Genomic DNA, 22,286 nt, shown 5'->3' on the forward strand with positions numbered 1-22,286 from the left:
GAGGACGGGGGCCGTTCCACGATCGCGGCACGGTGCGGTGCCGCTCGCGGCGCCGCCGGGGACGTCCGTCCCGGCTGACGGGACTCAGCCGCGGAGCCGGAGCTTGCGGGCCAGCGTCTCGGCGCGCGCGCACAGCCCCCACTTCGCCACGCTGGTGGCGGCCTCCACGGTGACGTCGTTGCTCATCTTGGACACGCCCTCCTCGCGCTCGACGAACGTGATGGGCACCTCCACGATCTTAAGTCCGGCACGCTCGGCGCGCCACGCGAGGTCGATCTGGAAGCAGTAGCCGCGGGACTCCACGGTGTCCAGGCCCAGGGCCCGCAGGGTGGTGTCACGGTAGGCGCGGAACCCGCCCGTGATGTCGTGGATGGAGGTACCCAGCAGGATTCGGGAGTAGAGGTTGCCGCCGCGGGAGATGAGCTGGCGCTGCAGGGGCCAGTTCTCGGTGCGGCCCCCGGGCACGTAGCGGGAGCCGATGGCCATGTCCGCACCGCGCTCCACGGCGTCCAGGAGCAGGGGCAGCTGCTCGGGCTGGTGGGAGCAGTCCGCGTCCATCTCCACGAGCACGTCGTAGTCGCGCTCGAGTCCCCAGGCGAAGCCCGCGAGGTACGCGGGGCCGAGCCCCTCCTTGCGCGCGCGGTGCAGCACGTGGATGTTGCCGTCCGCTGCGGCGAGCGAGTCCGCGAGGTCCCCGGTGCCATCGGGGCTGTTGTCGTCCGCGATCAGCACGTGGGCCTCCGGGACGGCCGCCCGCAGCCGCGTGATCACGGTGGGCAGCGACTCGCGTTCGTTGTAGGTGGGGATGATGGTGAGAACTCGCACCGGGCGTCCTTTCATGCCGCACGTAGCCGGGCGTCCGAGCCCGAACAGACCACTGGGCAGGCCCATCCGCCTTCGGACCAGAGAGGACGCGGGGTCGTTCTCTGTTTTCTAAGGACGGATGGACCCACCCGGCAGTAAGAACTCAGTCTAACCTCAGGGGAGGTCAGGGCCAACACGGGGTGACCGGTTCAGGGCCGGGGGCTCTGCCCGCTCACGAGCTCGCCCGCCACCACCGTGGCCTCGCAGCGCGGCAGGCGGGAGTCGTCCAGCGCGGGCAGCACGGGCGTGCGGGCCCGGGGGTCCGTGCTCCACGAGGCCCCCGTGCCCTGGGCCTGCTGGACCACCACGGACTCGGCGTCCCACACGGCCAGCGTGGCCTCCGCGCCGGGCGCGAGCTGCCCCGCCAGCGGGGCGCTGTCCGGGTGGGCGCGCCACGCGCCCCGCGTCATGGCTAGGAACGCGGCGCGGGCGGACGTGCGCAGCCGCTCGTGGGGGGCCTCCAGCGCCGCCTTGACGGTGCGCCACGGATTGTCCTGCGCGCTGATGAGGGTCACCGGGACCCCCGCCCGGGAGAGGTCCCGCAACGGTGCGGCTCCGGCGTGGCACGAGAGCGTGAGCCCCAGGGTGGCCAGGCGTTCGCACTGCTCTTCGCGGAGCGCACCGACACCCACGAGGCGGTGTCCGCGCGCGCGGAACGCCCGCTCCCCCACCCGTTCGGCGGCCTCGGCCACGGCGTCCAGCACGGTGTCGACGACGCCGCTCGCGTCCTCCGCAGGGCCCGTCACCTCGCCGGTCAGCTGCTGCGAGGCGGCCGCGCCCTGTCCGCCGGACGCGTCGGAACCCAGCACGAGCACCGCCTGGATCCCGGCCCGTGTGCAGGCCTGCAGGTGTTCCCGCACCGCCGCGGCCAGCTCGGCGCCGTGGTGCCCACCGGGCAGCTCGAGGCCGAGAGCCGGGGAGGGCAGCGCGGACGGGTCGATGTCCGCGTCCCCGGTGGCGGCTCGGACGAGCACCGGCAGGGCGCGTGCGCCGTCCGCGCGGACTCGTGCGGCGGCGTCGGCCAGGGCCTCGAGGTCCGCCCCGAGCAGCTCCACCGCGCCGTAGCCCTGGGCCGTGCCGGGCAGGGAGGCCGCGGGCGCCCCGGGGTCGGGCACACGGCAGTGCGCCACGAACGCCGGGGTCACCACGGCGGCGCGCAGGTCCCCGACCTCGGCGCCGGGCCCCGCCATGGCCCGGGCGGCGTCGTCGGAACCCACCCACGCCACGGTGGGGCCCTCCGTGAGGATGGCCGTGGCGAACGGGTCCGCCGGTGAGTACACGGATCCGTTGGTCCAGACCCGGGTGCTCGGCTGTGCTGCGCTCATGTGCTTCCCTCCCGTCCGGCGCGGGGTGCTGACCCCCGCCGGACGCTGACTACTGTTCGAAGACGCTGTACTCGACCACGCCGCGGCGCACGGCCTCGATGGCCTCGTGGGCCGTGTCCCGCAGGGCGGGGTCCAGCCCGTGCACGCCGCGCAGCTGGTCCAGGACGTCAATGGTCTGCTTGGCCCAGCGCACGAAGTCCCCGGCCGCGAGGTCCGTGCCCGTGAGCGTGCGGGTCAGCGTGGCCCCCCGCGCCCAGCGGTGCATGGCCTCCACGAGGCCGAGCTCGGGCACGGCCGTGAGGGGCAGCCGGTGCTCGGCCTCGCGGGCCGAGAGCACGGACCAGTTCTCCAGCAGGGTCTGCACCGCGGCGTCCATGGCGGCGGTGGGCAGCCGGGGCCGGGTGCCCTGGTCCTCGCGCCGCGGCTGGTACACCAGGGCGGTCATCACCCCGGCGAGCCCGGGGGCGTCGAGCCCGTCGAGGAAGCCGTCGCGCAGGGAGAGGGCCAGCAGCAGGTCCCGCTCACCGTAGAGTCGGCGCAGCTGCTCCCCCGCAGCGGTGGGCCGCAGCTGCCCGCTCTCGTCCTGCTCGAGGTAGGCGAAGTGCGCGAGCACCGCGCACACGCGGTCGAAGGTGGCGGCGATGCTGCCCGTGCGGCCCGCGATCTGCTTGCGCAGGCCCTGCGTGTCCTTCTCCAGCTTCCACGCGCGCTCGGCCCAGCGGGCGTGCTGCTCGCGGTCGGAGCAGCCGTGGCACGGGTGGGTCCGCAGCCGCCGCCTCAGGTCCTCGATCCGGTGGTCCCGCGCGGACGTGCCACGGTCGAAGCGGATGCCCCGCCCGCCGGAGTCGGTGCGCGCCGGGCGGTGCTCGCGCAGCGCGGCCCGCACGGTGGCGGCGAGGTCCTGGCGCTCCTTCGGGGCCTTGCCCGAGAAGTTCTTGGGGATCCGGATCCTGGACTCCGGCGCGAGGGAGCCGTCGAGGTCGTTGACGCCCACCCGTCGCAGCTTGCCGTCCACGGTGAGGATGTGCGGGCGGGGGTCGAAGGGGTGGGCATCGGCCCTGAGCACCACCGCCCAACCGGCGTTGCGCCCCTGCGGGATCTCGATCACGTCCCCGGGCAGCAGGTCCTGCAGGGCCACGGCGGCGTCGTTGCGCTGGCGCGCCGTGCGCGACCTGCTGGCGGACTTCTCCTCCGCCCCGAGCTCACGGCGCAGCCGGGCGTACTCCTCGAAGTTCCCCAGGTGGCAGGACATGGCCTCCCGGTAGGCCTGCAGGGTCTTCTCCTGGGAGCGCACCCGTTTGGCGATCCCCACCACCGAGCGGTCCGCCTGGAACTGCGCGAAGGAGGTCTCCAGGATGGAGCGCGAGCGCTTGGCGCCGTAGCGGGCGATCAGGTTGGTGGACATGTTGTACGTGGGACGGAAGCTGGAGTTCAGCGGGTACGTGCGGGTGGACGCGAGCCCCGCCACCGTCTGGGGGTTCATCCCGTCCCGCCACAGCACCACGGCGTGGCCCTCGACGTCGATCCCGCGCCGCCCCGCGCGGCCCGTGAGCTGGGTGTACTCCCCCGGGGTGATGTCCACCCGGGCCTCGCCGTTGAACTTGTCCAGCCGTTCGAGCACCACGGAGCGGGCGGGCATGTTGATGCCCAGCGCGAGGGTCTCGGTGGCGAAGACCGCCTTGATGAGCCCCTCGGAGAACAGCTGTTCCACGACCTCCTTGAACACCGGGAGCATGCCCGCGTGGTGGGCGGAGACACCGCGGATCAGCCCGTGGTACCAGTCCTCGTAGTTCAGGGCCGCGAGGTCCGCCGTGGACATGTGCGCGGTGGCCTCCGCGGCGAACGCCTTGATGGTGCGCTGCTCCTGCGGTGTGGTGAGCCACAGGTCTGCGGCCACGCACTGCGCCACCGCGGCGTCGCACCCCGCGCGGGAGAAGATGAAAGTGATCGCGGGCAGCATGGCCTCCGCGTCCAGCCGGCGCAGCAGGTGCGGGCGGGAGATGCGGTCCTGGCGTGCGGTGCGCGGCTCCTGCTGGCGCCCGCCGCGGCGTCGTCCGCGGTGCCCGGGGCCGCGGCCACCGGCGCGACCGCCGCGGGGGTGCTGGGTGCGGAAGAGCCGCAGCAGCTCCGGGTTCACCGCGGGCTCCTCCCGGTGCCTGTCCGAGTGGCGCTGAGCGGCCTCCTCCACCGTGGTGTCGTCCACGAACAGGTCCATCAGCTGCGGCCCCACCTGCACGTGCTGCCACAGCGGGACCGGGCGGTGCTCGGAGACCACCACGTCCGTGCTGCCGCGGACGTCGTCCAGCCACGCACCGAACTCCTCCGCGTTGGACACCGTGGCGGACAGGGACACCAGCTGCACGTGCTCGGGCAGGTGGATGATCACCTCTTCCCACACCGCGCCGCGGAAGCGGTCCGCGAGGTAGTGCACCTCGTCCATGACCACGAACCCCAGGTTGTCGAGGGTGGCCGAGCCGCCGTAGAGCATGTTGCGCAGCACCTCGGTGGTCATGACCACCACGTCCGCCTCGGAGTTCACGGAGGTGTCCCCCGTGAGCAGGCCCACGCGGTCGGAGCCCCAGCGCCGGGAGAACTCGTGGAACTTCTGGTTGCTCAGCGCCTTGATGGGGGTGGTGTAGAACGCCTTCCTCCCCTGCTGCAGAGCCAGGTGGATGGCGAACTCCCCCACCACGGTCTTGCCCGCCCCCGTGGGGGCCGCCACGAGCACTCCCCGGCCCTCCTCCAGGGCGCGGCAGCCCTGGGTCTGGAAGGGGTCCAGCTCGAAGTCCAGGGTGTGCTCGAAGGCCGCGAGTTCGGTGGAGGCGTGGGCCGCGCGAGCCTTGGCGGCCGTGTACCGTTCGGCGGGGGAAGACATGCGCCCAGCCTACGCGGTGGCCCCGACACCGCTCACGCGGCCGGGAGCCGCGGGCAGCGCTCGTGACCGCGGCGGGGCACGACGCCGCACGGGCGGGACCGCGGGCCCGGACCGTTCCGCGCCACCAACGGCAGTGCCGGGGTTCGCGGTCCGGCGGCGGCTCAGCTCTCCGCGGCCGTGCTGCCGAGGGAGCGCAGCTCATCCGCGGAGGTCCCCCGGTCCGCGCTCGCGCCGGTGGCGGCCTGCTGCTTCTGCCGCTTCCTGGCCCGGCGCCGGTCCAGGTAGAGGCACAGCCCGACGGCCACGAAGAACAACACGAGCAGCGGGATGGCCAGGTAGAGCATGGTCACCGGATCGGGCCCGGGGGCGGCCATCGCGGCCACCACGAGCACGACCACCACCACCACGCGCCAGGACTTCAGCACGGCGCGCCCAGAGAGCAGGCCCATCATGTTGAGCCCCACGAGAAGCACGGGCACCACGCACGAGATGCCGAACGTGAGGATGAGCTGGAGGAAGAAGCGCAGGTAGATCCCGGCCTCCACGAAGTTGGCTCCGCCCTCCGGGGTGAAGGCCGTGAGCGCGTAGACCGCGGCGGGCAGGGCGGCCACGGCCATGGCGCATCCCCCCAGGAACAGCGGGATGGAGGCGGCCAGGAAGCCCATGGCGTAGCGGCGCTCGTTCTTGTGCAGCGCCGGGGTGATGAAGGCCCACAGCTGGTAGAGCCACACGGGCGAGGCGAAGATGAGCCCGAGAACCACAGCCACCTCCACCATGGTGTTGAAGGAGCCGCCCACGGAGGAGTAGTTGATGGTGGCCGTGCGCCCAGAGTCCGCGAGGCGCTGCAGCGGCTCGGTGATGTACTGCATGAACGGCTCGTAGACCATGAAGCCCAGCACCGCACCGAGCACGGTCGCCACGGCGGACTTGATCAGCCGGTTGCGGAACTCTCGCAGGTGCTCCTTGAGCGCCATCTGCGCCTGGGGGTTGGCGCGGCGCGACGTGACCTTGCGCCGGGCCCGGCGCGCCTCACGGGCGGAGCGGGTGGGCGCCTCGGGGTCCGTGCTGGACATGACTGCCTGCCTTCTCTGGACGGGTGCTCACCCGCGGACTGCCTGCGTGGCCGGTGACGGCCCGGGGCCGAGCCGTGCGGCTCGGCCCCGGGTCACGCGGGTGCTGAACGAGGGACTCAGGCGGTGGGCCGCTGGTCCGGCTGCACCGGGGTGGTGTCCTGGACCACCGGCTGGCCCGGCTGCTGCACCGGGGCCGCGGGCTGCGCGGGGGCCTGGGGCTGGGCGGGCTGCTGCGCGGCCGGCTGGCCGGTGGGCTGCACCGTCTGCGGAGCCTGCTGGGCGGGCTGCTGGACCGTGGTCTGCTGAGCGGCGGGCTGCGCGGGGGCCTGACCGGCGACCGGCTGGCCGTCCGCAACGGGCTGGCCGTTGACGGTCACGTTGGGCTCGTCGTCCTTCTTCATCTCCTTGACCTCGGACTTGAAGATGCGCATGGACTGGCCCAGGCTGCGCGCCATCCCGGGGAGCTTGGGCGCCCCGAAGAGCAGCAGGACGACCACGAGGATCAGGATGAGGGTCAGGGGGCTGTCAGCCAGACGACCGAACATGGCGGAGTCCTTTCTGTTCGGCTCGCAGGACGTCCCGGTAGCGCTGCGGCAGTCCCTGGGCGTCCTTGCGCTGCATCCGGCGGATGAGGCGAGCCGTCTGTCGTTGGTCCCGGCCGCTGCGGTAGGCGGCTCGGGTGTCGTTCACCGGGGTGAACATGGCGGGTGGTGCGGGGGTGCGCAGCGGCGCCGGGTGGCCCTCCACGGCGGCGTTCCACCGCTGTGAGAAGCCGTCCGCGGTGGTCTCGAGCTCGTCCAGTGCGGGCAGGACCTGCCGTGTCAGCAGCCGGTAGAGCATTCCGCCGACGAATGCGGCGGAGGCCAGGACCAGCACGGTCCACAGCACGACCCACATCCACCAGAGCATGGCCCCCAGTATAGGCGCCCCGGCCCTACGACCGCCCCGATGCCTCCCCCGCGCCGCTCGTGTTCAGCCACTGTTCAACCGCGGCCACGGCCTCCGGGGGCGAGACCACCCCCACGTGGCCCGCGTGCCGCGTGACCAGGGAGGACAGGGCGTCCAGGGTGGGGAAGTCCACCTCCGCCGCCACGAACTCGGGCAGCGGACGCGGGCCCCGGGCTGCCCGGCCCCGCGCCGCGCCCCCGGGCTGGGAGTTCGCCGGGTGCCGGTCAGGGGCCTCGGAGACGCCCACCGTGGAGTCGGCGGAGTGCGGGGACGCGGTGCCCGGCACCTCGACCTCCACGGAGCGCTTGGCGTGGTAGTGCTCCACGATCCACCGGCCGCGGCGGTCCGTGACCACCACGGCCTGCACCGGGCGGCGCTTGGCGGGCTGGATGCTCGAGCGGACCTCGGAGTCCATGCGGGGGTGCACCGCGGCCTCCCCGGCGTCCTCGCAGCCCACGATCCGGTCCGCGCGGAACGTGCGGGGACCGTTGGCCTGCAGGCACCAGCCCCGCAGGTACTGGTGGCCGTCGGAGAGGATCATCCGCACGGGGTCCACGAGCCGCTCGGTGACCTCGTCGCGCGAGGCCACGACGTAGCGCAGGCGCACCCGGCGTCCGTTCGCGATGGCGCGCCGCAGCTCGGCGACGAGCTCGGTGTCCCGCGGCTCCGCGGCGGCGTCGCCCTCCGGCGCGGCCAGCGCGTCCGCGAGCGGCAGGGCGTCCGCTGCGGTGGCGACCTTCTGCATGGCCGAGCGCACCACGCGGCTGTCGCCGCCGGGCACCGCCTGCAGGGTCTGCAGCCCCATGAGCAGGGCGCTGGCCTCGGGCACCGTGAGGCGCACGGGCTCGGAGAGCTCCTGCGCGTTGCCCAGGTAGATGTGGCCGTCGTCCCACGAGGCGTCGATGAGCTGGTCGGGCAGGTGCCCTGGGCGTCCGCACACGAACAGGGTCTGCAGGTCGCTGATCAGCTCGGCGTCCGTGATCCCGAAGTGCCGGGCGGTCTCCTCCAGCTCGGCGCCCTGGTGGGCGTAGACGTGGCGCACGATGTGCAGCAGCCGCGCGAGGTGGTGCTCGGTGCTCGCCTTGGCGGCACCCTGGCGGCGCTGCTTGCCCCACTGCACGTGCACGCCGGGCATGCGCGCCTGGAACGCCCGGGCCTCCTCGAGCCGTCGGGCCACCGCCTCCGCGACGGCCGCCTGGATGCCCTCGTCCACGGTGGACGCGCACGGCTCGGGCGCGGTGGGCTCGCGGGGCACCCACGCGTCCGGTCCCGCCGCGCACACGTGCTCGGCGGCGGACTCGGTGTCGTGCACGGCCAGTTCCACGGCGTCGAACCCCTCGGGTGCACGCCAGCACGTCGACGCCGCGGGCGCCGCGATCCGCCGCAGCAGCTGCCCCGCGCCCTCCCGCATGAACACGAGCACGCGCAGCCGCGGGGGCTGGCTGACCATGCGGGCGAGCTGCCCGCCCATCGAGAAGTCCCGGGGCGGGTCGAAGCTGTCCCGGGTGACGTCCACCTCGGAGATGATGCGCGAGAGCCGGAACGTGCGCTGCGCGCCGCGGTCCGTGTCCCAGCCCGCGAGGTACCACGCACCGTAGCGGGAGCCCACCCCCCACGGCTGGACCGTGCGGCGGGAGTACGCACCGGTGCGGTCCACGTAGTCGAAGCGCACCGTGCGGTGGGACAGCACCGCCGAGAGCAGCGGCTCGAACGCCGGGTCCGCGACCGCCACGGTGGGCTGCACGTCCCGGCCCGGGGTGGCCTCGGAGCTCAGGGCGGGTTCGAGCTTGTCGAGGGCGCGGCGCGCGAGACGGTCCTGGGCGGCGTCGTTCCACGCCCCGGCCGCCACGGCGAGCACCGCGGACTCCTCGGCGCTGAAGCGCACCTCGGGGAGCCGGTACGAGCCCCGGGGCACGCGGTAGCGCGGGGTGAGCTGCGCGTCCGAGGCCCAGGGGTCGTCGTCGGGGATCTCCTCCACCGGGTAGCCCAGGGAGCGCAGGTGCGCCTTGTCCCGCTCGAACATCCGCTCGAAGGCGTCCTGGTTGCCCGCGCGGTCGTAGCCGGGCACGATCGCCCGCAGCTGCTCGCGCGTGTAGCCGGACTCGCGGTCCAGCAGGGCGATCAGCAGGTTCAGGAGGCGTTCGGCCGAGGCCGTGGTGGAACGGCGGGCCGACTCACCGGTGCGGGACGGCATTCAGCGGACGTCGAGCAGGTCCACCACGAAGATGAGGGACTCGTCGGGGCCGATCTGCGCCCCGGCACCGCGCTTGCCGTACGCCATCTCGGAGGGGATCTCCAGACGACGCCGCCCGCCCACCTTCATGCCCAGCAGGCCCTGGTCCCAGCCCTGGATGACCTGGCCCACGCCCACCGTGAAGTCCAGGGGCTCGCCACGGTTCCAGGAGGCGTCGAACTCCTCGCCGCCCGAGTAGGTGACGCCCACGTAGTGGCACGAGACCACCGTGCCGGGCACGGCCTCCCGGCCGGTGCCCTCGATGAGGTCCGTGATCCGCAGCTCGGTGGGCACCGGGTCCTGGGGGAAGTCGATCTCCGGCTTGGAACGATCAAGCTTGCGCTGTCCGAACGACACGGGCTCTACCTTTCGTCATGGGCCCCCTGGGCGGGGCCGCGCCGGTGGCCAAGTCTAGCCGGGATCACTTCCCGGAGGACGACGCCTTCGGGGAGGGTTCGCCGCTCGCGGAGTCCTTCGGCGTCGCGGAGGACGCGCCCTGCTTCGCGGCGTCCGGGGTGTCCGTGCGACCCAGGACGTCCACCACGAACACGAGGGAGCCCGCGGGGTACTTGGCGTCCTTGCCGAGCTCCTTGGCCGTGCCGTACGCCTTGGACGTGGGGATCACGATCTCCACGCGGGACCCGACCTTCTTGCCCGCCAGCCCCTCCTTCCAGCCCGCGATCACGCCGTCGAGGGGGAAGGACACGGGGGTGCCCTTGTCGTAGGAGGAGTCGAAGACCTTTCCGTCCGCCCAGCGCACGCCCACGTAGTTGGCCACCACGGTGTCCGAGGACTTCACGGTCTCACCGTCGCCCTCGATCAGCACGTCGGTCTGCAGCCTGGTGGGCTCCGGCCCGGAGGGCTTCGCGATGGTGGGCTTGCCCTTGTCGTCCTGCGTGACCTTGGGCATGCCCTTGGAGGGGGTCTTCATCGTCCCGTTCAGGGCCGGTTCCAGCTTCTTGGTCACCTGGTAGACCTCCACCGAGGTGGAGTCGTCCCCGTCCGCGGCCTTGCCGCTGGTCTCCGGGGAGCTGTACGCGATGATCTCGCCCTCCTTGGCGTTGGTCAGCGCGTCGTACATCTGCGGCAGCGACTCCTTGAGCTGGTCGTTGACCGTGAGCACCTGCCCGCCGCCCTTGCTGTAGGTGTCCCCCAGGGAGGACGCGTCGGAGCCCTTGTAGAGGGCCGCCTGGAGCATGATGTTGTCCCCGGCGTCGATCTCGGGGCCGTCGCCAGCCTTGAGCACCTTGGTCTGCGCCTCGTCGACCTTCAGCGGGGTCTCGAAGGACACGGACGGGGCCTTGCCCGCGGCGGGCTCTCCGGAGAGCTCCACGGAGTCCCACCCGGAGGAACCGCAACCGGTGAGCAGCAGGGACAGGGTGACGGCGGCGGCGCCGACGGGGATGATCTTGCGCAAGACGTGGTGACCTTTCGTCAACGGGGGGCGTGGCTCGGGTCCAATGTAGAGGACTCGTGTGGGTCGCGGCTGGGAAAGCCCCCGGAACGGGGCGCGCCGCGGCGGTGCGGGACGCTCAGACGGCACCGGCCGCGAGGTCCCGGATCATCTCCTCGACGTCCGGCTGGGTCGTCGCGAACGGGTCCTTGCACATGCTGATGCGCTGCGAGTGGGGGCCGTTGAGCTTGAGGTGGACCCAGTCCACAGTGTGGTTCACGTCCGCGGCGTGGGCCGCGGCCACGAAGCGTCCCCGCAGCCTGGCCCGGGTCTCCGGCGCCTGCCCCACGGCGCGCGAGACGTCCTGCGGGGACACGAAGGACTCCACGGCCCCCCGGCGCTCGAGCATGTGAAACAGCCCGTGCGTCGGTGAGGTGTCGTGGTAGGCAAGGTCCAGCTGCGCGAGGCGCGGGTGGGAGAGGTCCATGCCGTGCGAGGCCGCGTACGCGTCCAGCAGCTTCTTCTTGACGGCCCAGTCCAGTTCCCGGTCCACGAGCGAGGCGTTCTGCTCCGCCACGGCGCGCAGTCCCCGTTCCCACAGCTCCAGCACCCACGGGACGCGGTCGTGGTGCGCCCCGTGGCGCTGCACGAAGCGCGTGACCGCCTCGAGCACCTCGTGCTGCAGCTCGAGCGCGGTGCGGGAGGAGCCGTCCGCCAGTGCGAGCCGGGCGGTGCCCGTGAGGTCGTGGGAGACCTGGCGCAGCGCCGAGGCGGGGTCCGCGAGGGTGCGGTCCGGGAGGATCTGCCCGGCCTCGATCATGCGCAGCAGCAGGTCCGTGGCCCCGATCTTCAGGGCCGTGGTGGTCTGGGACATGTTCGAGTCCCCCGTGATCACGTGCAGCCGGCGGTAGTGCTGCGCGTCCGCGTGGGGCTCGTCCCGGGTGTTGATCATGGGCCGCGAGCGCGTGGTGGCCGAGGAGGACCCCTCCCAGATGTGGTCCGCGCGCTGCGAGAACGAGTAGCTCGCGGCGCCGTCGCCCGGTGCGAACGCACCGAAGGCCGGCGGCCCCGAGGGGTGCACCTTCCCGGCGCCCACGAGGATCTGGCGGGTCACCAGGAACGGCAGCAGGTGCCCGAGCAGCCGGGAGAACTCGGTGCTGCGGGCGATCATGTAGTTCTCGTGGGAGCCGAACGCATTGCCCGCGGAGTCCACGTTGTTCTTGAACAGGTGCACGGTCCCGCGCACGCCCTCGGCGTCCAGGCTCTCCTGGAGCCGGGAGCGCAGCTCGTCCACGATCCGCTCCCCCGCGGCGTCCTGGGCGACGACGTCGTGCAGCGTGGCGGCCTCGGCGGTCGCGTACTCGGGGTGGGAGCCCACGTCCAGGTACAGCCGCCCGCCGTTGGGCAGGAACACGTTGGAGGCCCTCCCCCACGCGAGCACGGGCGCGAACAGCCGCCGGGCGGCGTCGTCGGCGCTCAGCGCTGGGCCCTCGGGGGCGCTGTGGGTCAGGCCGAACTCGGTCTCGATGCCGTAGATCCTGCGGTCCACGGCGTCACTGACCGCCCTTCTGGACGAAGCCCTTGACGAAGGCCTCCGCGTTGGTCTCGAGCACGCCGTCGATCTCGGCGAGCAGGTCGTCGGTGCCCTGCATATCCCGCTGCGCCTGGGCGGCCCCGGAGACGGGCGGGTCCACGGGGGCGGGGGTGTCGGGCTCGTCCTCGCGCCGGGAGCCGGTGCCGAAGATGCGTTCCTGTGCCATGTGTCCTCCTGTGGTGCTGGTGCTGGTGCTGGTGCTGGTGGGTGGCCGGGGCTCGTGCGGGTGCCCCGCTCCCGGTCCGCCCGGATCTGCGCGCCGCCGTCCGCGGCTGGGTGCCTCAGGGCCGGGGCGGTCGTTCAGCGGCCTCTCGGGCCGGGCCGACCGGAGGGCCGGCCGCCGGGCGGTCCGATGTCGCTGCCCGTGACGAGCCCGGGCCGGTGCCGGGCCACCTCACGGGCCCACTGCTCGACGTCCGGGGTGGCGAACCACGCCTCGCACACCTCCCGGGTGAGGTCCCGCGGCTCCGGCATGGCGATCCGCGCGCCCCGGCGGATCCCGGGGAAGCTGACGCTGACGGTGTCCCAGCCCACGCCCACCAGGGCGTCCGGGTACCGGGACACCGCCGTGCCGCGGAAGTAGGCGCGGGTGTCCCACGGGGGCTCGTCCGCGGCCGCGGCGATCCGCTGCGGGTCCACGAGCGTGCGGATCCGCCCGGACGCCGCGAGCCGGTGGTAGAGCCCCCTGTCCGGGCGCACGTCCGCGTACTGCAGGTCGATGGCCACGAGCCGGGGGTCGTCCCACGCGAGTCCGTCGCGCGTCCGGTAGGCGTTGAGCAGGGCAAGCTTGGCGGCCCAGTCCAACCGGTCGGCCAGGCGGGCGGGATCCGTGGCGAGGTCGGTGAGCACCTCGTCCCACAGGGCGAGCACCTGCGCGGTGTCCTCGTCCAGCCCCTCGGGGGCGAGCTCGTGCTCCAGCCGCGTGCAGGCGTCGAGGTACGCGCGCTGCAGCTGCACCCCCGTGAGCTGCCGGCCGTCCCGCAGGGCCACCGTGGTGGCCAGGGTGGGGTCGTGGCTGATGGCCTGCAGCGCGGCCACGGGGTCCTCGAGCTCGAGGTCCGGGACGCGGTCGTGCTCCACGAGGTTCAGCACCAGGGACGTGGTCCCGAACTTGAGCAGCGTGGCCGTGTGGGAGAGGTTGGCGTCCCCGATGATCACGTGCAGCCGGCGGTAGCGGGAGTCGTCCGCGTGCGGCTCGTCCCGGGTGTTGACCATGGGGCGGTGGATCGTGGTCTCCAGGCCCACCGTGCGCTCGAAGAAGTCCGCGCGCTGGCTCAGCTGGAAGCCCGGGCGGGAGCCGTCCGCCCCCAGGCCCACGCGCCCCGCGCCGCAGACCACCTGGCGGGACGCGAAGAACGGCAGCAGGGCCGCGGTGATCCGCTCGAAGGGCACGGCCCGGTCCACGGTGTAGTTCTCGTGGGCACCGTAGGACACGGACTTGTTGTCGGTGTTGTTCTTGTACAGATTCACGGGCGGTGCGTCCGTGCCGGGCGCCTGCTCGGCGAGGAGCTCCACGGCCCGGTGCGCGACCACGTCCCCGGCGGCGTCCCACGTGAGGGCGTCCAGGGGCGTGGTGACCTCCGGGGAGGAGTACTCGGGGTGGGAGTGGTCCACGTACACGCGCGCCCCGTTGGGGATCACGGTGTTCATGACCACCCGGCGCCAGTCCATGTCCTCGGTGTACATCGCGGACTCGCTGATCGCCTCGGCGGCGATCTCCTCCGCGCTCAGCACGGGCGCCTCGTCCGTGAGCTGGGACGGGTGGGCGGCCTCGCGGGCCACCGTGAAGCCGCGCGCGTCCGCGAGCGGGGTCTCGGACCCGTAGTCCCAGCCGGTGCCGACGACGCCGCTTCCGCCGGCCCCGCGCCCGCCGTCACCGGCGCGCGCGGTCTCCGAGCGGCGTCGTGCCACCCAGGCGGCGTAGCCGGTGACCACGCGCGTGGAGAGCACCGTGGCGTTGGCCCCGGGGTGGCCCTGCGCGAGCACCCCGAACTCGGTCTCGCTGCCCATGATCCGACGCACCGTCACGGCGTGGCCCCCGGTCCGGGCTCGCCCTGCGGGCGGTGCGAGGCCATGTGCACGCTGTCGATCGTGTCCCCGCGGCGGCCCGTGAGCCGGGCCCAGTCCTCGGAGTCCTCGGTGTCCGGCAGGTCCTGCTGCTCGTGGAACTCCTCGTCCACCGCCGCCACCAGGTGCTCGGCGGTGATCCCCCGCCGCCCCGTGGTCAGCAGGGTCTTGATGGCCTGCTTCTTGGCGCGGTCCACCACGTTGCGGATCACCGCACCGGAGGCGTAGTCCGAGAAGTACAGGGTCTCGCTCGTGCCGTTGCGGTAGCCGATGGTGAGGAACTCGGTCTCGGGCTCGCGGGCATACATCCGCTGCACCGCGGCGGCCACCAGCTCCTCCGCGGCCAGGGCCCGCGAGCCGGCGCGGGCCACGTCCTCGTCGCGCAGCGGGAGGTCCGGCGTGAGGTAGAGGGAGAAGATCTCGCGCGCGCCCTCGCGGTCGGGGCGGTCGATGCGGATCTTCACGTCCAGGCGGCCCGGGCGCAGCACGGCGGGGTCGATCATGTCCTCGCGGTTGGTGGCACCCACGACCATCACGTTGTCCAGCTGCTCCACGCCGTCGATCTCCGTGAGCAGCTGCGGCACGATTGTGGTCTCCACGTCCGAGGACAGCCCCGAGCCGCGCACGCGGAACAGGGAGTCCATCTCGTCGAAGAACACCACCACGGGCACGCCGCGCGCGGCCTGCTCCCGGGCGTTGGCGAAGATCGACCGGATCTGGCGCTCCGTCTCCCCCACGTACTTGTCGAGCAGCTCGGGGCCCTTGATGTTGAGGAAGTACCCCTCGGGCCGCGAGCGCCCGGCCTTCGCTGCGGAGCGCTCCGCGAGGGATCGGGCCACGGCCTTGGCGATGAGGGTCTTGCCGTTGCCGGGCGGGCCGTAGAGCAGGATGCCCTTGGGCGGGCGCAGCCCGTGCTCGCGGAAGATCTCGGGGTGCACGTGGGGCAGCTCCACGGCGTCGCGGATGGCCTCGATCTGGGGTCCGAGTCCGCCGATGTCCGTGTAGCTGACGTCCGGGACCTCCTCGAGCACGAGCTGCTCGACATCCGTGCGGGTGACGGGTTCCAGGGCGAAGCCGGTGCGGTGGTCCACGGTCACGGCGTCCCCGGGCTTCGGCCGCTCCCGCCGCAGCCGGCCGGAGAGCAGCAGCACGCGCTCCTCGTCCGAGCGGCCCACGGTCAGCACGCGGTCGTGGTCCACGACCTCCTTGACGGTGGCCACCTCACCGGTGCGCTCGTACTCGAGCAGCGCAACCACCACGTAGTTCTCGTTGAGCAGCACCCCGAGCCCGGGTTCGCACGCGCCGAACGAGACGAGCGGGCTCACGGCCACGCGCATCCGGCGCCCGGCCGCCAGCACGTCCAGGGTGGGTCCCGTGACCACGGGGCCGTCCCCGGTGGCCTCGCCCACGGGTCGACGGCCGTGGTTGACCTGCAGGACCACGGCGTACGTCGCGGGCGGTTCGGCCTCCGCGGCGAGGGTCTTCTTCAGGCCCACGATCTCCTGGCGGGACGCGTTGAGCAGCCGCACGAGCTTCTCGTTCTGCGAAGCCAGTGCCGCAGCCTGCTTGTCGAGGTTGCGCTTCTGGTCCCGCAGCAGGTTGACCTGGCGCTGCACGGGGTCCGTGGCGGGGCGCTGCGGGGCGGCGGAACCGCTCTCGTGGCGGGGCTCAGTCATCGCGGCCCCGTTCGCCGTCGGACTCCCGTCCGTCCGTCAGGCCCAGCGCGCCGTCCGCGCCACGCCCGTGCTCGACGGCGTGCATCCCCGCGGCCTCCGTGTCGGCGGCCCGGGTCTCGGGGGCCGGGGTGGCGGCGGGCTCCGCGCGGTCGCCGGCGGCTGAGGCACCCGGGGCGGGCCGGGCGGCGTCGTCGTCCGCACCGGCGATCTGCTCGTGGGCGCGCGCGGCGTGCTGCGCCAACGACGCCGCGTCCCGGCCCGCGCGGCGCAGCTTGCGGTCCGAGACGATGCGCTCGCCGAGGGCCACCGGCGTCCAGGCCTGCAGGTCCTCCTCGGTGTACTCGCTCTTGGACGCGCGGCGCTTGGGGGCCAGGCGCGGCGAGCCGTCCGCGAGGCGGCGGGACTGGATCAGGAAACCGGTGTGGGCCACCATCCGGTGGTCCGGGCGCACCGCGAGGCCCTCCACGTGCCACCCGCGCACCATGGTCTCCGAGGCTTCGGGCTCGGTGAAGCGCCCGTCCGCGCGCATGGCCTCCGCCACGCGGGAGAGCTGGGGCACGGTGGCCACGTAGCAGATCACCACACCGCCTGGGGCGAGGGCCGTGGCCACGGCGTCCAGGCACTCCCACGGGGCGAGCATGTCCAGGATCACGCGGTCCACGGAGCCGGGCTCCTCGGTGGCGCCGAGCTCCTCCGCGAGGTCCCCGAGGCTCAGCTCCCACGCGGGGTGCGGGCCGCCGAACATGGTCTCGATGTTGCCGCGGGCGATCTCCGCGAACTCCTCGCGCCGCTCGAACGAGTGCACGCGGCCCTCGTCCCCCACCGCGCGCAGCAGCGAGATGCTCAGCGCACCGGAGCCCACCCCGGCCTCGACCACGCGGGCACCGGGGAAGATGTCCGCCATGGTCACGATCTGCCCGGAGTCCTTGGGGTAGATCACCGCGGCACCGCGGGGCATCGACAGCACGAAGTCCTTGAGCAGCGGGCGCAGCGCCTGGTACTGGATCCCGGCGGTGTTGGAGACCACCGTGCCCTCGGGCTGCCCGATCAGCTGGTCGTGGGTGAGCACCCCGCGGTGCGTGTGGTGCTCGCCGCCGTCCACCAGGGTGATGGTGGTCATCTTCCCGCTCTCGTCCGTGAGCTGCACGCGCTCGCCGGAACGGAAGGGTCCTCGCCGGTTGGCCGCGCCGCGCACGGAGGCCGTGGTGGACGGGGTGGAGGAATCGTGGGATCGCTGCTCGGTCATCTGCTCGCTCTCGCGCGGGGTCTACGGGAATGCTGTCCGGTCCGCGGTGCGCCCCCGTGGGAGCGGACCGCCTCTGCCGCCATTCTCCCACCGTAGCCCGACGCCGCACGCCACCTCCACGGGCCCCGGCACCCCGAGCGCGGGAGACGGCCCCCGCGGCACCACCGGCCCGGTCCGGCCCATGCACCCGACGCTCCGTGCGCGGCAGACGGCCGTGGGGCCGTCCGGGGCGTTCAGCGGCGCAGGGCGTACCGGGCGAGGTCCTCGTGGTGCACCACCCCGCCCACGACCCCCGTCGGCTCCTCGGCCCGCGCTGGACCCGCGCCCACCGACCCGTCGGCGGCGCGCGTCCCATCCACGACGCACAGCCACGGCAGCTGCCGGGACTCCATGAGCCGCACCATGTGCCCGCCGGCGGCGTCCGGGGCCACGAACGCGTCCTGCGGGCACCACACGCACACGTCCCCCACGGCCACGTGGGCACGCTGCCCGCCCGTGACCTCGGCGGAACGGGCGGGGCTCAGCACCCCCACCAGGCCACGGGACGGATCCCGCACCACCACGTCCGGGGTCCACCCGCGGTAGCCGTGCGAGGTGGCCTCCGTGACCGTGGCGTCCACGAGCGAGAGCGGGGTGGCAGGGGCGAACTCCAGGGCGGGACGGGCGATGTCCCGGGCCCGTACGGCGTCGAGCACCCCCGTGAGCCGGGCTTGCCGGAGAGACTGACCGGCCCCCAGGAAGATGAACCCCGCCACGAGGGCGACCACCGCGAAGACCAGGGGCGAGCGCCACTGCGCGGTGACCGTGGCCCACAGCACCACGAGCACCGCGATGGCCCGGCCGCACCACGCGGCCGCCACGGTGCCCCTGCTCTCCGCACCGGTCAGCGCCCAGACCACGGCCTCGACCACGCGGCCGCCGTCCAGCGGCAGCCCGGGCAGCAGGTTGAACAGGCCGAGCACCCAGTTGGCCAGCACGAGCAGCTGCAGCAGCGCCCACACCGGTCCCGCCGCGGACTCCGGTGCGAAGGACAGCGCGAACTCCCCCGCGGCTGCGAGCGCCAGATTGCTCACCGGGCCCACGAGGGACACGAGTGCGGTGGGCAGCGGGCGCGTGGCCACCGCACCGAACGCGGTGTGCCCGCCCATGAGCGTGAGCACGATCCTGCCCACCGGCCAGCCCGCGGCGCGCCCGGCGAGCGCGTGGGCGAGCTCGTGGACCAGGACGCTCAGCGCGAGACCGACCGCGAAGCCCAGGGCCAGCACCAGGTTGAGCCACCCCAGCCCGGGGTACAGCCGCCACAGCACCGGCCCGTACATCAGCACGGTCAGCACGGCGATCACGAACCAGGAGCGGTCCAGCACGAGCTCGACCCCGAGGACCCGGCCCAGGGGCATGCCCCGGCGCCGGGCGGTAGTGGTGCGGGGGACGGGACCGGTGGCGGGATCGGGGAACCGGGATGCAGGCATGGGCCTCATGGTAGGGCGCGCTCCCGGTGCGGGGCTGGACACGCGCGGGCGGCACCCCGGGGCGGGCACCGTACAGTAAGACGGGTGAGCATGTTGGACAGCAATTCGCAGCACCCCGGGACCGGTCCGTTCGGCGTGGTCCGCGACGGCCTCGACCAGGAACCGGTCACGGTCCTGATCGCGGCGTTCGAGGGCTGGAACGACGCCGGGGACGCCGCCACGGACACCCTCAAGCTGATCCGTGAGCACCTGGGCGCCCGGGAGGTCTTCGAGGTCGCCTCGGACGACTACTACGACTACCAGTACTCGCGCCCCGTGATCCGCCGCTCCCTGTCCGGGGAGCAGAAGCTGCAGTGGCCCTCCACCCGGCTGTCCAAGGCGTCGGTGCCGGGCACCAACCTGGATGTGGTGCTGCTCCACGGCTGGGAACCCTCCTACCGCTGGCGCACCTTCACCGCCGAGCTGCTGGAGCAGGCCACCGCCCTGGACGTGGACTTCGTGATCATGCTCGGCTCGCTGCTCGCGGACGTCCCGCACACCCGACCCATCCCGGTGACCCTGACCTCCGACACCGAGGAGCTGCGCACCGAGCTGGACATCGAGGCACCCCAGTACGAGGGCCCCACGGGCATCGTGGGCGTCCTCTCGCACATGTCCGCGCTCGCGGGGTTCCCCACGCTGAGCATGTGGGCGGCGGTGCCGCACTACGTGGCCCACTCCCCCTCTCCCAAGGCGCAGCTCGCGCTCGCCCGCCAGCTGGAGGACCTGCTGGGCATGTCCCTGCCCCTGGACCCGGTGGTCGAGGACGCCGAGGCCTGGGAGCGCGGGGTGGACGAGCTGGCCTCCGAGGATCCCGAGGTGGCCGACTACGTCCGTCAGCTCGAGGAGGCCAAGGACACGGTGGACCTGCCCGAGGCCACCGGGGACGCCATCGCCCGCGAGTTCGAGCGCTACCTGCGCCGCCGCGACGACCGCGGCTGAGCCCCGGGGCAGGGGCGACGACGCCCCGCGAGCCCGGTCGCCGGGCCCCACGGCGCGGTGGGCACGAGAGTCGTCCGCCCCGGAGCGTGCCTGCTCGGGTACGGCCGCAGGAACCACGGCAGCCACGAGGGTGCCCCTCGGGCGCGGCGGCGGGCATCCGGGACGTTCCCTGCCCCTGCACTCCCGACAACGACGGCGCGCCCCGGACCGGGTGATCACCCGGTCCGGGGCGCGCCGCGCCGCTCCGGCGTCAGAGCACGACGCCGAGCAGCGCCTCCACGGTGTCCCGCGCCAGGCGGGTGTCCTGCGAGGACGCTCCCGAGCCGCGTGCGGCGGCACCGCCCAGGTTGCGGGCGGCCCACGCGTCCACGGCGATCAGGGCCGCGGGTGAGTTGAGGTCCTCGCCGAGCGCGGCACGCACGGCCTCGAGCATCGCGTCCGCCCCGGCCGTCTCCTGCTTCGCCGCGGCTTCGCGCCACGTGCCCAGCCGGCGCCGCGCCTGCTCCAACAGCTCGTCCGTCCAGAACCAGTCCGTGCGGTAGTGGTTGGCGAGGATCGCCAGGCGGATCACCGCGGGGTCCATCCCCTGGGCGCGCAGCGTGGAGACCAGCACCAGGTTGCCCCGGGACTTGGACATCTTCTCCCCGTCCAGCCCCACCATGGCCGTGTGCACGTAGTGCTCGGCCATCGGCTGCCCGGACAGCGCGTACGCGTGACCCGCACCCATGTCGTGGTGCGGGAAGGCAAGGTCCGAGCCGCCCCCCTGCACCGTGAACGGGCGGGGCAGCAGGTCCAGGGCGATCACGCTGCACTCGATGTGCCACCCCGGGCGCCCGGGCCCGAGTGACGCGCCGTCCCACGACGGCTCGCCGGCACGGTGGGCACGCCACAGCAGCGGGTCCATGGGGTCGCGCTTGCCCGTGCGGTCGGGGTCCCCGCCGTGGTCCGCGAACAGCGGCATCATCCGGTCCCGCTCACCGGCCAGGCGGCACGTGCTGCCCACCACCCACGCGTCCGGGTCCTCCGCGCGCAGGGCGCCGGCGGCGTCGACGTCGAAGTAGACGTCACCCGCGGGTGCGGGCTCGCCGCCCTGGCCGGTGCCCGCGGGAGCGCGGTACGCGAGCCCGCGCTCGAGGAGCCGCTCCACGGCGGGCACGATCCGGTCCACGACCTCCGTGGCCCCCACGTAGTGCTGGGGTGCCAGCACGTTCAGGGCACTCATGTCCGTGCGGAAGAGCTCGGTCTGGGACTCGGCGAGCTCCCGCCAGTCCACTCCCGTGGCGTCCGCGCGCTCGAGCAGCGGATCGTCCACGTCCGTGACGTTCTGCACGTAGTCCACCGACCACCCGGCGTCGCGCCAGAGCCGGTGGAGCAGGTCGAAGGCCACGTACGTGGCCGCGTGGCCCATGTGCGTGGCGTCGTACGGGGTGATCCCGCACACGTACAGGCTCGCCCGGCCGTCCCGGGCCGCGAGCGGCTCCAGCTGGCCGGTGCTGGTGTCGTGGACACGGGGTGCCGTGCCGGTCCCGGGCAGTTCCGGGACGGGGCGGGAGGACCAGGACTTCATGTTCACCTTCACTAGGACGGTCAATCGTTTCTCACGGGCGCAACCGGCGCCCCCGGCACGCTATTCCCCGCCCAGCGGGCGTCGTCGTGACGGCGGGCCGCGCGGGTCGCGGGCGGGTCTCAGGCGGTCAGGATCCCCGTGCCGAGCAGCACGAACACCGCAGCCCCCAGCAGGATCCGGTACCACACGAACAGGCTGTAGCTGCGCTCGGAGATGTAGTGCATGAACCAGCCGATGATCAGGTAGCCCACCGCGAACGCGATGACGGTGGCCACCGCCGTCTGGCCCATCGTGTAGATCCCTGCGGGAACCTTCCCGGCCAGCACCTTGTAGAGCTCGTAGAGCCCCGAGGAGAACACCGCCGGGATGGCCAGCAGGAACGCGTAGCGGGCTGCGGCGGCCCGGGTGTAGCCCATGAGCAGACCCGCGGTGATGGTGCCGCCGGAGCGCGAGACGCCAGGGATCAGCGCGAGCGCCTGCGCGAAGCCGTAGCCCACCGCGTGCTTGACGTCGAGGTCCTCGAGGTGGCGCTCCTGCTTGCCCACGTGGTCCGCGACCGCCAGGAACAGGCCGAAGACGATCAGCATGGTGGCCGTGATCCACAGCGAACGGAACTGGGTCTCGATCACGTCCTGCAGCAGCAGCCCCAGCACGGCGATCGGGAACGAGCCCAGGATGATGAACCACCCCATCCGGGCGTCCGGGTCCTTGCGGTCCACACGCCCGGTGAGCGAGAGCGCCCACTGCTTGATGATGCGCACGATGTCCCGCCAGAAGAACAGGATCACGGCGGTCTCCGTGCCCAGCTGCGTGATGGCGGTGAAGGCGGCTCCGGGGTCCCCGCCGTGGGGCAGGAACTCGCCCACGATGCGCAGGTGCGCCGAGGAGGACACCGGGAGGAATTCGGTCAGGCCCTGCACGAGGCCGAGGATTATCGCTTCGATCCAGTTCACGCGACAACTGTACGGCACCCCA

18 protein-coding genes are annotated in these 22,286 nt (G+C 73.2%); 1 reads left to right on the forward strand and 17 read right to left on the reverse strand.

What is annotated here, in order from left to right:
* Window positions 1-84: 84 nt before the first annotated feature.
* From KRH_RS06740 to KRH_RS06810, 15 genes are all read right to left on the reverse strand, one after another.
* Window positions 85-825: a polyprenol monophosphomannose synthase gene (locus KRH_RS06740; RefSeq protein ID WP_041297369.1), complete on the reverse strand. Its 741-nt coding sequence runs from the start codon at window positions 823-825 to the stop codon at window positions 85-87.
* A gap of 188 nt (window positions 826-1,013) precedes the next feature.
* A complete protein-coding gene (locus KRH_RS06745) occupies window positions 1,014-2,189 on the reverse strand; it encodes an amidohydrolase family protein (protein ID WP_012398445.1) in 1,176 nt (391 codons plus the stop codon).
* Window positions 2,190-2,238: 49 nt separating this feature from the next.
* Window positions 2,239-5,064 carry a DEAD/DEAH box helicase gene (locus KRH_RS06750; protein WP_012398446.1) on the reverse strand — a complete coding sequence of 942 codons (2,826 nt, stop codon included), beginning with the start codon at window positions 5,062-5,064 and terminating at the stop codon, window positions 2,239-2,241.
* 161 nt (window positions 5,065-5,225) lie between these two features.
* The gene (gene tatC / locus KRH_RS06755; protein ID WP_012398447.1) at window positions 5,226-6,038 is read right to left on the reverse strand and encodes a twin-arginine translocase subunit TatC; all 813 of its coding nucleotides are present in this window, start codon (window positions 6,036-6,038) and stop codon (window positions 5,226-5,228) included.
* Between the two features lie 215 nt (window positions 6,039-6,253).
* Window positions 6,254-6,682 carry a Sec-independent protein translocase subunit TatA gene (gene tatA, locus KRH_RS06760; protein WP_012398448.1) on the reverse strand — a complete coding sequence of 143 codons (429 nt, stop codon included), beginning with the start codon at window positions 6,680-6,682 and terminating at the stop codon, window positions 6,254-6,256.
* Entirely contained in the window at window positions 6,663-7,046 is a 384-nt protein-coding gene (locus tag KRH_RS06765) for a hypothetical protein (RefSeq protein WP_012398449.1), read from the reverse strand. Before KRH_RS06765 ends, tatA begins: the two co-directional genes overlap by 20 nt.
* Before the next feature lie 25 nt (window positions 7,047-7,071).
* The gene (locus tag KRH_RS06770; protein WP_012398450.1) at window positions 7,072-9,279 is read right to left on the reverse strand and encodes a WYL domain-containing protein; all 2,208 of its coding nucleotides are present in this window, start codon (window positions 9,277-9,279) and stop codon (window positions 7,072-7,074) included.
* The gene (locus KRH_RS06775; protein ID WP_012398451.1) at window positions 9,280-9,675 is read right to left on the reverse strand and encodes an FKBP-type peptidyl-prolyl cis-trans isomerase; all 396 of its coding nucleotides are present in this window, start codon (window positions 9,673-9,675) and stop codon (window positions 9,280-9,282) included.
* Window positions 9,676-9,739: 64 nt separating this feature from the next.
* The gene (locus KRH_RS06780; RefSeq protein ID WP_041297370.1) at window positions 9,740-10,735 is read right to left on the reverse strand and encodes an FKBP-type peptidyl-prolyl cis-trans isomerase; all 996 of its coding nucleotides are present in this window, start codon (window positions 10,733-10,735) and stop codon (window positions 9,740-9,742) included.
* Between the two features lie 115 nt (window positions 10,736-10,850).
* Window positions 10,851-12,260: a Pup--protein ligase gene (pafA, locus tag KRH_RS06785; RefSeq protein ID WP_012398453.1), complete on the reverse strand. Its 1,410-nt coding sequence runs from the start codon at window positions 12,258-12,260 to the stop codon at window positions 10,851-10,853.
* Between the two features lie 4 nt (window positions 12,261-12,264).
* Entirely contained in the window at window positions 12,265-12,471 is a 207-nt protein-coding gene (locus KRH_RS06790; protein ID WP_012398454.1) for a ubiquitin-like protein Pup, read from the reverse strand.
* A 134-nt stretch (window positions 12,472-12,605) separates the two neighbouring features.
* Complete coding sequence (gene dop, locus KRH_RS06795) at window positions 12,606-14,315, reverse strand: depupylase/deamidase Dop (protein ID WP_105590598.1); 1,710 nt, start codon at window positions 14,313-14,315, stop codon at window positions 12,606-12,608.
* A gap of 14 nt (window positions 14,316-14,329) precedes the next feature.
* Complete coding sequence (arc, locus tag KRH_RS06800; protein WP_012398456.1) at window positions 14,330-16,048, reverse strand: proteasome ATPase; 1,719 nt, start codon at window positions 16,046-16,048, stop codon at window positions 14,330-14,332.
* Window positions 16,041-17,294, reverse strand: a complete 1,254-nt coding sequence (locus tag KRH_RS06805) for a tRNA (adenine-N1)-methyltransferase (protein ID WP_012398457.1) — start codon at window positions 17,292-17,294, stop codon at window positions 16,041-16,043. The genes arc and KRH_RS06805 overlap by 8 nt, the downstream gene beginning before the upstream one ends.
* Window positions 17,295-17,527: 233 nt before the next feature.
* Entirely contained in the window at window positions 17,528-18,763 is a 1,236-nt protein-coding gene (locus KRH_RS06810; protein ID WP_012398458.1) for a site-2 protease family protein, read from the reverse strand.
* An 84-nt stretch (window positions 18,764-18,847) separates the two neighbouring features.
* On the opposite strand from KRH_RS06810, the gene KRH_RS06815 reads away from it, so the two are divergent.
* Complete coding sequence (locus KRH_RS06815; RefSeq protein ID WP_012398459.1) at window positions 18,848-19,744, forward strand: PAC2 family protein; 897 nt, start codon at window positions 18,848-18,850, stop codon at window positions 19,742-19,744.
* Window positions 19,745-19,994: 250 nt separating this feature from the next.
* Here the strand turns inward: KRH_RS06815 and mshC are convergent, their stop codons facing one another.
* Window positions 19,995-21,311 (reverse strand): cysteine--1-D-myo-inosityl 2-amino-2-deoxy-alpha-D-glucopyranoside ligase, encoded by a 1,317-nt coding sequence (gene mshC / locus KRH_RS06820; protein ID WP_012398460.1) that lies wholly within the window; start codon window positions 21,309-21,311, stop codon window positions 19,995-19,997.
* 119 nt (window positions 21,312-21,430) lie between these two features.
* Window positions 21,431-22,264: an undecaprenyl-diphosphate phosphatase gene (locus KRH_RS06825; RefSeq protein ID WP_012398461.1), complete on the reverse strand. Its 834-nt coding sequence runs from the start codon at window positions 22,262-22,264 to the stop codon at window positions 21,431-21,433.
* Window positions 22,265-22,286: the final 22 nt, after the last annotated feature.

The sequence above is a fragment of the Kocuria rhizophila DC2201 genome, from assembly GCF_000010285.1.
GTDB classification, from domain to species: Bacteria; Actinomycetota; Actinomycetes; order Actinomycetales; family Micrococcaceae; genus Kocuria; species Kocuria rhizophila_A.

Coding starts and splice junctions, on each gene's coding strand:
- KRH_RS06750 (WP_012398446.1), bottom strand. CDS start 5,064: ATGTCTTCCCCCGCCGAACGGTACACGGCCGCCAAGGCTCGCGCGGCC.
- KRH_RS06790 (WP_012398454.1), bottom strand. CDS start 12,471: ATGGCACAGGAACGCATCTTCGGCACCGGCTCCCGGCGCGAGGACGAG.
- KRH_RS06745 (WP_012398445.1), bottom strand. CDS start 2,189: ATGAGCGCAGCACAGCCGAGCACCCGGGTCTGGACCAACGGATCCGTG.
- tatC (WP_012398447.1), bottom strand. CDS start 6,038: ATGGCGCTCAAGGAGCACCTGCGAGAGTTCCGCAACCGGCTGATCAAG.
- arc (WP_012398456.1), bottom strand. CDS start 16,048: ATGACTGAGCCCCGCCACGAGAGCGGTTCCGCCGCCCCGCAGCGCCCC.
- KRH_RS06765 (WP_012398449.1), bottom strand. CDS start 7,046: ATGCTCTGGTGGATGTGGGTCGTGCTGTGGACCGTGCTGGTCCTGGCC.
- mshC (WP_012398460.1), bottom strand. CDS start 21,311: ATGAAGTCCTGGTCCTCCCGCCCCGTCCCGGAACTGCCCGGGACCGGC.
- dop (WP_105590598.1), bottom strand. CDS start 14,315: ATGGGCAGCGAGACCGAGTTCGGGGTGCTCGCGCAGGGCCACCCCGGG.
- KRH_RS06805 (WP_012398457.1), bottom strand. CDS start 17,294: ATGACCGAGCAGCGATCCCACGATTCCTCCACCCCGTCCACCACGGCC.
- tatA (WP_012398448.1), bottom strand. CDS start 6,682: ATGTTCGGTCGTCTGGCTGACAGCCCCCTGACCCTCATCCTGATCCTC.
- KRH_RS06810 (WP_012398458.1), bottom strand. CDS start 18,763: ATGCCTGCATCCCGGTTCCCCGATCCCGCCACCGGTCCCGTCCCCCGC.
- KRH_RS06770 (WP_012398450.1), bottom strand. CDS start 9,279: ATGCCGTCCCGCACCGGTGAGTCGGCCCGCCGTTCCACCACGGCCTCG.